We start from the raw sequence: 12140 nt of genomic DNA, 5'->3' as shown, positions 1-12140 counted from the left end.
GTGTTCGAGTCGGTGGCAGGGCTGCTGGCGGAACACGAGGACCTGACGCAGCAGCTGTCGGACCCCGCGCTCCACGCCGATGCGGCCCGGGCGAAGAAGGTGAACCGGCGGTACGCCGAGCTCAACCAGATCAAGTCCGCGTACGAGGCCTGGAAGGCGGCTGGGGACGACCTCGCCGCCGCCCAGGAGCTCGCGCGCGAGGACGAGGCGTTCGCGGACGAGGTCCCGACGCTCGAGGAGCAGCTGTCGGAGCGCCAGGAGCGTCTCCGGCGGCTGCTCATCCCGCGCGACCCCGACGACGGGCGCGACGTGATCATGGAGATCAAGGGCGGCGAGGGCGGCGAGGAATCGGCGCTGTTCGCGGCCGACCTCCTGCGCATGTACTCGCACTACGCCGAGACCAAGGGCTGGAAGGTCGAGCTCCTCGAGCGCACCGAGTCCGACCTGGGTGGCTACAAGGACGTCCAGGTCGCGATCAAGTCGAACACGACCGACCCGTCGCAGGGCGTCTGGGCGCACCTGAAGTACGAGGGCGGCGTGCACCGTGTGCAGCGCGTGCCGCAGACCGAGTCGCAGGGGCGCATCCACACCTCGACGACCGGCGTGCTGGTGTTCCCCGAGGTCGACGAGCCCGAAGAGGTCGCGATCAACCAGAACGACCTGAAGATCGACGTGTACCGGTCGTCCGGCCCCGGCGGGCAGTCCGTCAACACGACGGACTCCGCGGTCCGCATCACCCACCTGCCCACGGGCATCACGGTGGCGATGCAGAACGAGAAGTCGCAGCTGCAGAACCGTGAGGCCGGCATGCGCGTGCTCCGCGCACGCATCCTCGCGCGGCAGCAGGAGGAGCTCGACGCGATCGCCTCGGATGCGCGCAAGTCGCAGATCCGCGGGATGGACCGCTCGGAGCGCATCCGGACGTACAACTTCCCGGAGAACCGGATCGCGGACCACCGCACCGGCTACAAGGCGTACGACTTGGACCGCGTCATGAACGGTGCACTCGAGCCCGTCGTCCAGTCCGCCATCCAGGCGGACGAAGAGGCACGTCTGGCCGCCATCGGCGACCAGGACGCGTAGCCCTGGAGGCACGGATCACCTCCGACACGCCCCGCACGTTCGCCGCGGATCGCCTGCTCGAGCAGGCGGCCGCGGCGCTCGTCGCATCCGGCGTCCCGACACCCCAGGTCGACGCCGAGCTGCTGCTCGCGTGGGCGACCGACACCTCGCGCGGTGCCGTGCAGGCCCGCGCGATGACCGGCGGCGCGATCGCTCCGGAGCACGTCGAGCGCTTCCGGCACGCGATCGCGCGGCGGAGCACCCGCGAGCCGCTGCAGCACATCACCGGGCAGGCGTACTTCCGTGCACTGACCCTGGCGGTCGGACCCGGCGTGTTCGTGCCCCGTCCCGAGACCGAGGGCGTCGTGCAGTTCGGCATCGACGCGCTGCGGGCCGTGGCCGTCCCGGAGCCGATCGCCGTCGACCTCGGCTCCGGGAGCGGTGCGATCGCCATCGCGATGGACACCGAGGTGCCGAACGCCGTCGTGTACGCCGTCGAACGATCGCCGGAGGCCCTGCCCTGGACCCGCCGGAACACCGACGCCCACGGCGGCACGGTGCGACTCGTCGAGGGCGACCTCGCCGACGCGCTGCCCGAACTCGACGGCAGGGTGTCCGTCGTGGTGTCGAACCCGCCGTACGTGCCGGACGACGCGATCCCGATCGACCCCGAGGTCCGTGACCACGACCCCGCGATGGCGCTGTACGGCGGACCGGACGGCCTCGACGCCGTGCGCGCCCTGGCCGAGACCGCGTGGCGCCTGCTCGTGCCCGGCGGGGTGCTCGTCATCGAGCACGCCGAGCCGCAGGGCGCCGGCGTGCGCGAGGTCCTTGCGCGCCGGGGGTTCCGGACCCCGGAGACGCACGTCGACCTGACGGGTCGCGACCGCACGACCACCGCGACCCGGTAGTCGGAGCCGAGCCGCGCCTCCCGTCGCTCGGCCGTGCGTGCGTGTGCCGAGCGCATCCGGGCGTACCGGGTGGGATCGGGCATACCGGGTCGTTCGGAATGACCAGGTATGCCCGTTCCTGCTTTCCAGCGCGACCGTGATGGGAAGGAACGGGCGTGGCGGGCGCGGGGCGGGCCTCCCGTCCCTCACTCGTGCGTGCGTGCGTGTGCCGAGCGGATCCGGGCGTACCGGGTGGGATCGGGCGTACCGGGTCGTTCGGGATGACCAGGTATGCCCGTTCCTGCTTTCCAGCGCGACCGTGATGGGATGGAACGGGCGTGGCGGGCTACGCGACGGGGGAGGCCTCGCGCTGCTGCGCGACGAAGGCGCGGACGTGCTCGCGCAGGTCGGTTTCGCGCTCGACCAGGACCGCGTGGATGCCGACGCTCCGGGCACCCGCGATGTTCTCCGGCATGTCGTCGGCGAAGAACGTGCGCTCGGCGGGCACGCCGTGGTGCTCCATCGCGCGGAGGAAGACCTCGGGCTCGGGCTTGCGGGCGCCGAAGTTGCTCGACGTGTCCAGGTGTTCGCCGAACAGCCCCGGCAGTGACGGTGCCCACTGGTGGATCCACCGACCCGCGAGCGGCCCGTTGTTGGTGAGCAGGCCGACACGCCCGTGCTCGCTCGCGATCCGGACGGCCTCGATGCGCTCCGGCAGCTCGGTCATCGCGGACCCGCGGATGCGCGCCCACTCGGCCTCGGGGACGTCGCACTCCATGGCCCGCTCGAACGCGGCGAGGTACTCGTCGCCGTCGGCGAAGTCGCCGGCCTCGGCACGCATCTCGTGGCCGCAGTCCCACCAGCGGCGACGGAGCTCCTCGAACTCGTGTCCGGTGAACTCGGAGAGTGCGGCCATCCGCACCTGCCAGTCGTACCGGACCAGGACGTCGTCCATGTCGAAGAGGAACAGGAGGTGGGGCGCAGGGGTCTCGTTCACGATGTCCTCCATTGTGTCGCACTATCATCGTCGAGTCATGGCATCCCGATACGACTGCACCGACTCCGACGGGCTCCTGACCGGGATGCGGCTCGCACGTGCCGCCCTCGGGCGCGGAGACCTCGTCGTCGTCCCCACCGACACCGTCTACGGCCTCGCCGCGGACGCCTTCAACGCGGCCGCCGTCCAGCGGCTGCTCGACGCGAAGGGCCGGACGCGGCAGTCGCCGCCGCCGGTGTTGATCCCCGGCCCGCCGACGCTCGACGCGCTCGCGAGCGACGTGCCGCAGCAGGTGCGCGACCTCGTCGCCGAGTTCTGGCCCGGCGGCCTCACTGTGATCCTGCGTGCGCAGCCGTCGCTCGACTGGGACCTCGGCGAGACGCGGGGCACGGTCGCCCTGCGGATGCCGGACTCGCGGATCGCGCTCGAGCTCCTGCAAGAGGTCGGTCCGCTCGCGGTCTCGTCCGCGAACTCGACCGGCGACCCGGCCGCGATGGACGTCGACGCCGCTGAGCGGATGCTCGGCGACAGCGTCGCCGTGTACCTGGACGGCGGCGCGATCGGGGAGCACGAGGGCTTCGAGGCCTCCACCGGGTCGACGATCGTCGACGCGACGGGGCTGTCGGACGGCGGGAAGCTCCGCATCGTCCGGCACGGGGTGATCTCCGACGACGAGATCATCCGGGTCGTCGGAGCCGACCTCGTCGGATGAAGTACTACCTGCTGGCGGGGGCGATCGCCGCGGTCGTGAGCTTCCTGGTCAGCGTGCTGGTGTGGAAGCTCGGGCTCAAGTACAAGTGGTACCCCCAGGTCCGCGAGCGTGACGTGCACCGCACGCCCACGCCGCGCCTCGGCGGGATCGCGATGTACATCGGCGTCATCGTGTCGCTGTTGGCGGCGTGGTTCCTGTTCCCGTCGATCGCGGGGACCGACTACTTCCGGCTCGTGTTCTCCGAACCCGGCCGCGTGCTGGCGGTGCTCGGGGGAGCGACGATCATCGTGGTCCTGGGCGTCGCGGACGACATCTGGGACCTCGACTGGATGACGAAGCTCGCGGGGCAGATCATCGCCGCGGGCATCCTCGCCTGGCAGGGCGTCGCGATCGTGTCGCTGCCGATCGGCAACACGCTGGGGGTCGGCTCGTCCTACATGAGCCTGATCTTCACGGTGCTGGCGGTGGTGCTCGTGATGAACGCGGTGAACTTCATCGACGGACTCGACGGCCTGGTCGCCGGGGTCGCGATAATCGCCGGCGGGGTGTTCTTCCTCTACACGTTCTTCATCAACCGCGTGGTCGTGCAGACCGAGTTCTTCTTCAACCTGCCGTCACTGCTGACCGCGGTGCTCGTCGGCTCCTGCTTCGGGTTCCTCATCCTGAACTGGCACCCCGCGAAGCTCTTCATGGGCGACGCCGGAGCGCTCCTCGTCGGCTTCCTGATGGCCACCAGCGCCGTGTCGGTCACGGGCAACATCGATCCCGCAGCGGTGCAGACACGCCAGGCGCTGCTGCCGGCGTTCATCCCGATCCTGCTGCCCTTCGCGATCCTGATCGTCCCGATCCTGGACTTCGGCCTGGCGGTCACCCGGCGGCTCAGCGCCGGCAAGTCACCGTTCTCGGCCGACCGCAAGCACCTGCACCACCGCCTGCTCGACATGGGGCACTCGCACTTCCACGCCGTGCTGATCTTCTACGCGTGGACCGCCACCGTCGCGGTCGGGTGCCTGCTGTTCCTGTTCGTGGACTGGTACTGGGTGGTCGGCTTCGTCGCGGTCGGCTTCACCGTGTGCGCCGTCGCCACGTTCGCGCCGCTCGGCCGGAAGCGCACCGAGATCGCCGCCCAGACCGCCAACCGCTCCGCCGCCGTGGTGGACGCCAGCCTCGACCCGCTCGACCGGGCCGCCAACGACCGCACGATCCCAGGAGACATCACGTGACCGCACCGAACGCGCTCGACCACGTCCGGCCGGTGTTCCGCCGCATCATCACGTGGGGCGCCGTGCTCGCGGTCGCCCTGGCGATCGTCGGGGGAGTCGTGGGGCTGCTCGTCGCCGACACTCCCGGGCTCGTCGGGGGCCTGCTCGGAGCCGTGCTCAGCGTGGTGTTCCTCGGCCTCACCGCGGTCAGTGTCCTCGTCGCGCTGCGCGTGTCCAAGGGGCAGATGATCTCCGGGGCCTTCTTCGGCATCGTGATGGGCACCTGGCTGCTCAAGTTCATCGTGTTCATCGTGCTGCTCGTGGCACTGAAGGACCGTACCTGGGTGGACTTCCCGGTGCTCGCGATCGTGATCATCGCGGGGGTCGTCGGGTCCCTGGTCATCGACGTCGTCGCGGTGGCGAAGGCCCGCATCCCGATCGGCGTGCAGCTGCCCGGCGACGGGTCCGGTGGCTCCGCGGACGCTGAGAACCCGACCCCCCGCAACTGAGAAGCCGGGAAGCCTCTCGCACCTGATAGGCTTCTCGGAGTCCGCCACCGGAGCCTTTCGCTCGGAGCGGGCAAGCCTCCACAACGTCCACCATCGCGTGCCATGATGTGCGCGCGCCGACACAGGAGACAGCGCTGCTATCCCACGCTCTTCCCCTGTCCCTCTCTGCTGCGGTTGACACCGTTGCGGCGGGGAGCAGCAAGGCCGCCGAGTTCCATGGTCCGTCGATCAACGAGTTCTTCCCGGATGCGATCTTCTTCGCAGGGACGCCGTTCGAGATCGATCGGGTCGTCCTCATCCGCTTCTTCGCCGTCGCCGTGCTCCTGGTGTTCGCCTTCGTGGGAACCCGCGCGCTGAAGCTCGTCCCGAACCGCGGTCAGGCGTTCATCGAGTACGCGTTCGACGTCGTTCGTCGCAACACCTTCGACAACCTCGGAGAGAAGGACGGCAAGCGATTCCTGCCGCTCCTGGCGACGATCTTCTTCGGCGTGCTGTTCATGAACCTGACCGGTCTGATCCCGGGCATGAACCTCGCCGGCACCAGTCGCATCGCGATGCCGATGATCCTCGCGATCGTCGCCTACGTCGCGTTCATCTACGCCGGCCTCCGCAAGCACCCGGGCACGTTCCTCCGGAACTCGCTCTTCCCGCCCGGGGTGCCGTGGTTCCTCTACATCATCGTGACGCCGATCGAGCTCGTCTCGACCTTCGTGCTCCGTCCGGTGACGCTCACCCTGCGACTCCTGATGAACATGGTCGTCGGGCACCTGCTGCTCGTCCTGTTCTTCTCGGCCACGCAGTTCTTCTTCTTCGACGCTTCGCTCGGCTTCAAGGCCTTCGGCGTCGGGACCCTCGCGTTCGGCATCGCGTTCAGCTTCTTCGAGATCCTCGTCGCGCTGCTGCAGGCCTACGTCTTCATGCTCCTCACCGCCGTCTACATCCAGCTGGCGCTGGCTGACGAGCACTGATTCCTCACTGACCCCCTACGGGACCGGCAACCGTCGGACCCGCACCTCGAAAGGAAAACACGTGGACGCAACGACCGTTCTCGCGGAGATCAACGGCAACATCGCGACGGTTGGCTACGGCCTCGCTGCGATCGGCCCGGCCATCGGTGTCGGCATCGTCGTCGGCAAGACGATCGAGTCCGTCGCCCGCCAGCCCGAGCTCCAGGGCCGCCTGACGACCCTCATGTACATCGGTATCGCCTTCACCGAGGCCCTGGCCTTCATCGGCATCGCCACGTACTTCATCTTCACGAACTAAGGTTCCTCGATGCACAACGCACTCATCATCGCGGCGGAGGAGACGCACAACCCCCTCGTTCCGCCGCTGTACGACATCGTGTGGTCCGCGGTGGCCTTCGTCATCATCTTCCTGGTGATGTGGCGTGTCGTCACGCCGCGCATCACGAAGATGCTCGATGAGCGCACTGAGGCCATCGAGGGTGGCATCAAGAAGGCAGAGGCTGCTCAGGAGCAGGCCGCTGCTGCGCTCGACGAGTACAACAAGCAGCTCGCCGACGCCCGCTCCGAGGCGTCCCGCATCCGTGAGCAGGCCCGCGCCGACGCCACGGCGATCGGCAATGAGGTCCGCGAGCAGGCAGCGGCCGATGCAGCACGCATCACGGCCAACGCCCAGGCGCAGATCGAAGCCGAGCGTCAGAGCGCCGTCCAGTCCCTCCGGTCCGAGGTGGGCACCCTTGCCCTCGACCTCGCGTCCGGTGTGATCGGCGAATCGCTCAAGGACGACGCCAAGTCGTCGGCAGTCGTCGACCGCTTCCTCGCCGATCTCGAGGCCTCGCAGGCCACGAAGACGGGGGAGCACTGAGCATGCGCAGCGCTACCAGAGAAGCACTCGCGTCCACCAGGGCGGTGCTCTCGGACCTCGGTTCGAGCGCCGACCTGGCCGTGGGTGCTGAGATCCTCGCCTCCGGGCGTGCGATCGCCGGTGCGCCGCAGCTGCTCGGGCTGCTGTCCGACCCGACGGCCGACCCGGCCGGCAAGAAGGTCCTCATCGACCGCGTCTTCGCCGGTCAGTCGCACGCGACTCGTGCGGTCCTGACCGCGGTGGCCGGCTCGCGCTGGTCCTCGCACCAGGACCTGCTCGCCGGCATCGAGGACGCGGGCATCCGCGCCGTCGCTGCCACCGCGGGTTCCGACTCGCCGATCGAGTCCGAGCTGTTCGCCTTCGAGACCGCCGTCCGTTCGGACGCCGGCCTCGAGCTGGCACTCGGCACGAAGCTCGGCAGCCCGGCGCAGAAGGGCGCGCTCGTCGAGCGGCTCCTCGGCCCCAAGGCGTCGCAGCAGACCGTGACGATCGTCTCCGCGCTCGTGCAGCAGCCTCGCGGCCGCCGCATCGGTGAACTCGTCCGCGATGCCTCGCGCATCGTGGCCGAGCAGGACGGCAAGCTCGTCGCGACCGTGGTCACCGCCACGGCACTCACGACCGCCCAGTCGGCACGCGTTGCACGCGGGCTGGCCGAGCGCTACGGCAAGGACATCAGCATCAACCAGGTCGTCGACCCCACGGTCGTCGGCGGGGTCCGGGTGCAGATCGGCGGCGACGTCATCGACGGCACCGTGTCCACGCGGCTCTCGGAGCTCCGGCTCCAGCTCGCCGGCTAGGCGTACGGTCGAAGCCGCTCCTCCCAAGTCCACAACGGGAACTGCCGAGTCCGGCAGCGTCACCCTCTCGGAGCCGAAGGGCCCCGGAAAACCACAAGGAAAATCCCATGGCAGACATCACCATCAGCCCCGATGAGATCCGTGATGCCCTGAAGGACTTCGTCTCGAACTACGAGCCGACGAAGGCCTCCACGGCCGAGGTCGGGCACGTCACCGACGCCGGCGACGGCATCGCGCACGTCGAGGGCCTCCCCGGCGTCATGGCCAACGAGCTCATCCGCTTCGCGGACGGCACGCTCGGCCTCGCGCAGAACCTCGATGAAGACTCGATCGGCGCCATCGTGCTCGGCGAGTTCGCCGGCATCGAAGAGGGCATGGAGGTCACCCGCACGGGTGAGGTCCTCTCCGCCCCCGTCGGCGACGCCTTCCTCGGTCGCGTCGTCGACCCGCTCGGCGCCCCGATCGACGGTCTCGGCGAGATCGCTGCCGAGGGCCGTCGCGCCCTCGAGCTGCAGGCTCCCGGCGTCATGGCCCGCAAGTCGGTCCACCAGCCGCTGCAGACCGGCATCAAGGCCATCGACGCGATGATCCCCGTCGGCCGTGGTCAGCGACAGCTGATCATCGGCGACCGCCAGACCGGCAAGACGGCCATCGCGATCGACACGATCATCAACCAGAAGGCCAACTGGGAGTCCGGCGACGAGGACAAGCAGGTCCGCTGCATCTACGTCGCCATCGGTCAGAAGGGTTCCACGATCGCCTCCGTCAAGGGTGCGCTCGAGGACGCCGGCGCGATGGAGTACACCACCATCGTCGCCGCCCCCGCGTCCGACCCGGCCGGCTTCAAGTACCTCGCCCCGTACACCGGCTCGGCCATCGGCCAGCACTGGATGTACTCCGGCAAGCACGTCCTGATCATCTTCGACGACCTGTCGAAGCAGGCCGAGGCCTACCGCGCCGTGTCGCTCCTCCTGCGTCGTCCGCCGGGGCGCGAGGCGTACCCGGGTGACGTCTTCTACCTGCACTCCCGTCTGCTGGAGCGTTGCGCGAAGCTGTCCGACGAGCTCGGCGCCGGATCGATGACGGGTCTCCCGATCATCGAGACCAAGGCGAACGACGTCTCGGCGTACATCCCGACCAACGTCATCTCCATCACCGACGGCCAGATCTTCCTGCAGTCGGACCTCTTCAACGCGAACCAGCGTCCGGCCGTCGACGTGGGCATCTCGGTGTCCCGCGTCGGTGGTGACGCCCAGGTGAAGTCGATCAAGAAGGTCTCCGGCACGCTGAAGCTCGAGCTGGCGCAGTACCGCTCCCTCGAGGCGTTCGCGATGTTCGCGTCCGACCTCGACCAGGCGTCGCGTCGTCAGCTGGACCGCGGTGCCCGCCTGACCGAGCTCCTCAAGCAGCCGCAGTACTCGCCGTACCCGGTCGAGGAGCAGGTCGTCTCGATCTGGGCCGGCACCAACGGCAAGCTCGACACCGTCCCGGTGCCGGACGTGCTGCGCTTCGAGTCCGAACTGCTCGACCACCTGCGTCGCAACTCCGAGGTCCTCACGACCCTGCGCGAGACGAACCAGCTCAGCGACGAGACCGTCGCCGAGATGTCGAAGCAGATCGACGAGTTCACGAAGAGCTTCCAGACGAGCGACGGCAAGACCCTCGGCTCCGAGCAGTTCGACGCGGCAGACTCCGAGGACGTCGACCAGGAGCAGATCGTCAAGGGTCGTCGCTAGATGGCAGCGCAGGTCCGGGTCTACCGACAGCGAATCAAGTCCGCGAAGACCACGAAGAAGGTCACTCGCGCGATGGAACTGATCTCGGCGTCGCGGATCCAGAAGGCGCAGGCCCGCATGGCTGCGTCCGGCCCGTACTCGCGAGCCGTGACGCGTGCGGTGTCGGCCGTGGCGACGTTCTCGAACGTCGACCACGTGCTGACCACCGAGCCGGAGTCCTCGACCCGTGCGGCCGTGGTGCTCTTCACCTCGGACCGCGGCCTGAACGGCGCGTTCAGCACGAACGTCCTCAAGCAGGGCGAGGAGCTCGCCTCCCTGCTCCGCAGCGAGGGCAAGGACGTCGTCTACTACCTGGTCGGCCGCAAGTCCGTCGGGTACTTCGCGTTCCGTGAGCGCGCGTCGGAGCAGCAGTGGGTCGGGAACACCGACCAGCCCGAGTTCTCGACGGCCAAGGAGATCGGCGACGCCGTCGTGGCGAAGTTCCTCCAGGACACCGCAGAGGGCGGCGTGGACGAGATCCACATCGTGTTCAACCGGTTCCTCAGCATGGCGACGCAGGAGCCGCAGGTCGTTCGCCTGCTGCCCCTCGAGGTCGTCGAAGGGGTCGAGGAGCCCGAGGGCAACGAGCCCCTGCCGCTCTACGAGTTCGAGCCGGACGCCGATGCGGTGCTCGACTCGCTGCTCCCGGTCTACATCGAGAGCCGCATCTTCAACGCCATGCTGCAGTCGGCTGCTTCCGAGCACGCCGCCCGTCAGAAGGCGATGAAGGCGGCCAGCGACAACGCGGACTCGCTGATCCGTGACTTCACCCGACTCGCGAACAACGCGCGTCAGGCGGAGATCACGCAGCAGATCTCCGAGATCGTCGGCGGCGCCGACGCCCTCTCGTCGAAGAAGAAGTAGTCCGCGTCGTTCGCGGACAGATACCCACCCTCAGGAAGGCACCAGCCATGACCGACACCGCAACCACCGCGGTCGAGACGTCGTCGGCGCCCGGTGTCGGCCGGATCGCCCGTGTCACGGGTCCCGTCGTCGACATCGAGTTCCCCCACGACGCAATCCCGGAGATGTACAACCTCCTGTTCACGACCATCACCATCGGTGACTCGTCGCAGGAGATCGGCCTCGAGGTCGCCCAGCACCTGGGCGACGACCTGGTCCGTGCCATCTCCCTGAAGCCGACCGACGGCCTGGTCCGTGGCCAGGAGGTCCGTGACTCGGGCGCTCCGATCTCGGTCCCCGTCGGCGACGTCACCAAGGGCAAGGTCTTCGATGTCCTCGGGAACGTGCTCAACACGGACGAGAAGCTCGAGATCACCGAGCGCTGGCCGATCCACCGCAAGGCCCCGGCCTTCGACCAGCTCGAGTCGAAGACCTCGATGTTCGAGACCGGCATCAAGTCCATCGACCTCCTCACCCCGTACGTGCAGGGTGGCAAGATCGGCCTCTTCGGTGGTGCGGGCGTCGGCAAGACGGTCCTCATCCAGGAGATGATCCAGCGCGTCGCGCAGGACCACGGCGGTGTGTCGGTGTTCGCCGGAGTCGGTGAGCGCACCCGTGAGGGCAACGACCTCATCGGTGAGATGGAAGAGGCGGGGGTCTTCGACAAGACGGCCCTCGTGTTCGGCCAGATGGACGAGCCGCCGGGAACGCGTCTCCGCGTGGCCCTGTCGGCGCTGACGATGGCGGAGTACTTCCGCGATGTCCAGAAGCAGGACGTGCTCCTCTTCATCGACAACATCTTCCGCTTCACGCAGGCCGGATCCGAGGTCTCGACGCTGCTCGGTCGCATGCCGTCCGCCGTGGGCTACCAGCCCAACCTCGCCGACGAGATGGGTGTGCTGCAGGAGCGCATCACCTCGACGCGTGGTCACTCGATCACCTCGCTGCAGGCGATCTACGTGCCGGCTGACGACTACACCGACCCGGCTCCGGCCACCACGTTCGCGCACCTCGACGCGACCACCGAGCTCTCGCGTGAGATCGCGTCGCAGGGTCTGTACCCCGCGATCGACCCGCTGACCTCGACGTCGCGGATCATGGACCCGCGGTACCTGGGCGCCGACCACTACGAGACGGCCACGCGCGTCAAGCAGATCCTCCAGAAGAACAAGGAACTGCAGGAGATCATCGCCATCCTCGGTGTCGACGAGCTCTCCGAAGAGGACAAGATCACGGTCGAGCGCGCTCGTCGTATCCAGCAGTTCCTCTCGCAGAACACGTACATGGCGAAGAAGTTCACGGGCGTCGAGGGCTCCACGGTGCCGCTCAAGGACACCATCGAGTCCTTCCGCGCCATCGCCGACGGCGAGTTCGACCACGTTGCGACGCAGGCGTTCTTCAACGTCGGTGGCATCAACGACGTGGAAGAGAAGTGGGCACAGATCCAGAAGGAGAACCGCTGA

At 68.4% G+C, this 12140-nt stretch carries 13 protein-coding genes; 12 read left to right on the top strand and 1 reads right to left on the bottom strand.

Features of this window, described 5'->3' with window-relative positions:
* Both prfA and prmC read left to right on the top strand, forming a co-directional pair.
* Positions 1–1083, top strand: coding sequence for a peptide chain release factor 1 (gene prfA, locus EDF40_RS12475; RefSeq protein WP_123339751.1), 1083 nt, complete (start codon positions 1–3; stop codon positions 1081–1083).
* Positions 1084–1097: 14 nt separating this feature from the next.
* Entirely contained in the window at positions 1098–1973 is an 876-nt protein-coding gene (gene prmC / locus EDF40_RS12470; protein WP_123339750.1) for a peptide chain release factor N(5)-glutamine methyltransferase, read from the top strand.
* 325 nt (positions 1974–2298) lie between these two features.
* Here the strand turns inward: prmC and EDF40_RS12465 are convergent, their stop codons facing one another.
* Entirely contained in the window at positions 2299–2949 is a 651-nt protein-coding gene (locus EDF40_RS12465; RefSeq protein ID WP_148053829.1) for an HAD family phosphatase, read from the bottom strand.
* 37 nt (positions 2950–2986) lie between these two features.
* Here EDF40_RS12465 and EDF40_RS12460 point away from each other — a divergent pair, with 37 nt between their 5' ends.
* The 10 genes from EDF40_RS12460 (at position 2987) to atpD (ending at position 12140) form a co-directional block, all read left to right on the top strand.
* A complete protein-coding gene (locus EDF40_RS12460; protein ID WP_123294277.1) occupies positions 2987–3661 on the top strand; it encodes an L-threonylcarbamoyladenylate synthase in 675 nt (224 codons plus the stop codon).
* Positions 3658–4884 (top strand): MraY family glycosyltransferase, encoded by a 1227-nt coding sequence (locus tag EDF40_RS12455; RefSeq protein WP_123339748.1) that lies wholly within the window; start codon positions 3658–3660, stop codon positions 4882–4884. The genes EDF40_RS12460 and EDF40_RS12455 overlap by 4 nt, the downstream gene beginning before the upstream one ends.
* Positions 4881–5372: a hypothetical protein gene (locus tag EDF40_RS12450; protein WP_123294279.1), complete on the top strand. Its 492-nt coding sequence runs from the start codon at positions 4881–4883 to the stop codon at positions 5370–5372. The genes EDF40_RS12455 and EDF40_RS12450 overlap by 4 nt, the downstream gene beginning before the upstream one ends.
* A gap of 107 nt (positions 5373–5479) precedes the next feature.
* Positions 5480–6340, top strand: a complete 861-nt coding sequence (gene atpB, locus EDF40_RS12445; RefSeq protein WP_333925860.1) for a F0F1 ATP synthase subunit A — start codon at positions 5480–5482, stop codon at positions 6338–6340.
* A gap of 61 nt (positions 6341–6401) precedes the next feature.
* Entirely contained in the window at positions 6402–6638 is a 237-nt protein-coding gene (gene atpE, locus EDF40_RS12440) for an ATP synthase F0 subunit C (protein WP_027465781.1), read from the top strand.
* Between the two features lie 9 nt (positions 6639–6647).
* The gene (locus EDF40_RS12435) at positions 6648–7202 is read left to right on the top strand and encodes a F0F1 ATP synthase subunit B (RefSeq protein ID WP_123339747.1); all 555 of its coding nucleotides are present in this window, start codon (positions 6648–6650) and stop codon (positions 7200–7202) included.
* Positions 7203–7204: 2 nt separating this feature from the next.
* On the top strand, positions 7205–7999 hold the full coding sequence (locus tag EDF40_RS12430) for a F0F1 ATP synthase subunit delta (protein WP_123339746.1): 795 nt from the start codon (positions 7205–7207) through the stop codon (positions 7997–7999).
* Positions 8000–8106: 107 nt separating this feature from the next.
* Positions 8107–9735 (top strand): F0F1 ATP synthase subunit alpha, encoded by a 1629-nt coding sequence (gene atpA, locus EDF40_RS12425; protein ID WP_123339745.1) that lies wholly within the window; start codon positions 8107–8109, stop codon positions 9733–9735.
* Entirely contained in the window at positions 9736–10638 is a 903-nt protein-coding gene (locus EDF40_RS12420) for a F0F1 ATP synthase subunit gamma (protein ID WP_123339744.1), read from the top strand. It abuts the gene before it with no gap.
* Between the two features lie 47 nt (positions 10639–10685).
* Positions 10686–12140: a F0F1 ATP synthase subunit beta gene (gene atpD / locus EDF40_RS12415; RefSeq protein WP_065959250.1), complete on the top strand. Its 1455-nt coding sequence runs from the start codon at positions 10686–10688 to the stop codon at positions 12138–12140.

It is taken from the genome of Curtobacterium sp. PhB170, assembly GCF_003752345.1.
Taxonomy (GTDB): domain Bacteria; phylum Actinomycetota; class Actinomycetes; order Actinomycetales; family Microbacteriaceae; genus Curtobacterium.
Note: the sequence above shows the minus strand (reverse complement) of the source record. Positions and strands in the feature narration are given on the sequence as shown.

Excerpts from the sequence above, each read along its gene's own strand:
- EDF40_RS12460 (WP_123294277.1), top strand. The coding sequence starts at position 2,987 with ATGGCATCCCGATACGACTGCACCGACTCCGACGGGCTCCTGACCGGG.
- EDF40_RS12455 (WP_123339748.1), top strand. The coding sequence starts at position 3,658 with ATGAAGTACTACCTGCTGGCGGGGGCGATCGCCGCGGTCGTGAGCTTC.
- EDF40_RS12435 (WP_123339747.1), top strand. The coding sequence starts at position 6,648 with ATGCACAACGCACTCATCATCGCGGCGGAGGAGACGCACAACCCCCTC.
- EDF40_RS12430 (WP_123339746.1), top strand. The coding sequence starts at position 7,205 with ATGCGCAGCGCTACCAGAGAAGCACTCGCGTCCACCAGGGCGGTGCTC.
- atpA (WP_123339745.1), top strand. The coding sequence starts at position 8,107 with ATGGCAGACATCACCATCAGCCCCGATGAGATCCGTGATGCCCTGAAG.
- EDF40_RS12420 (WP_123339744.1), top strand. The coding sequence starts at position 9,736 with ATGGCAGCGCAGGTCCGGGTCTACCGACAGCGAATCAAGTCCGCGAAG.
- atpD (WP_065959250.1), top strand. The coding sequence starts at position 10,686 with ATGACCGACACCGCAACCACCGCGGTCGAGACGTCGTCGGCGCCCGGT.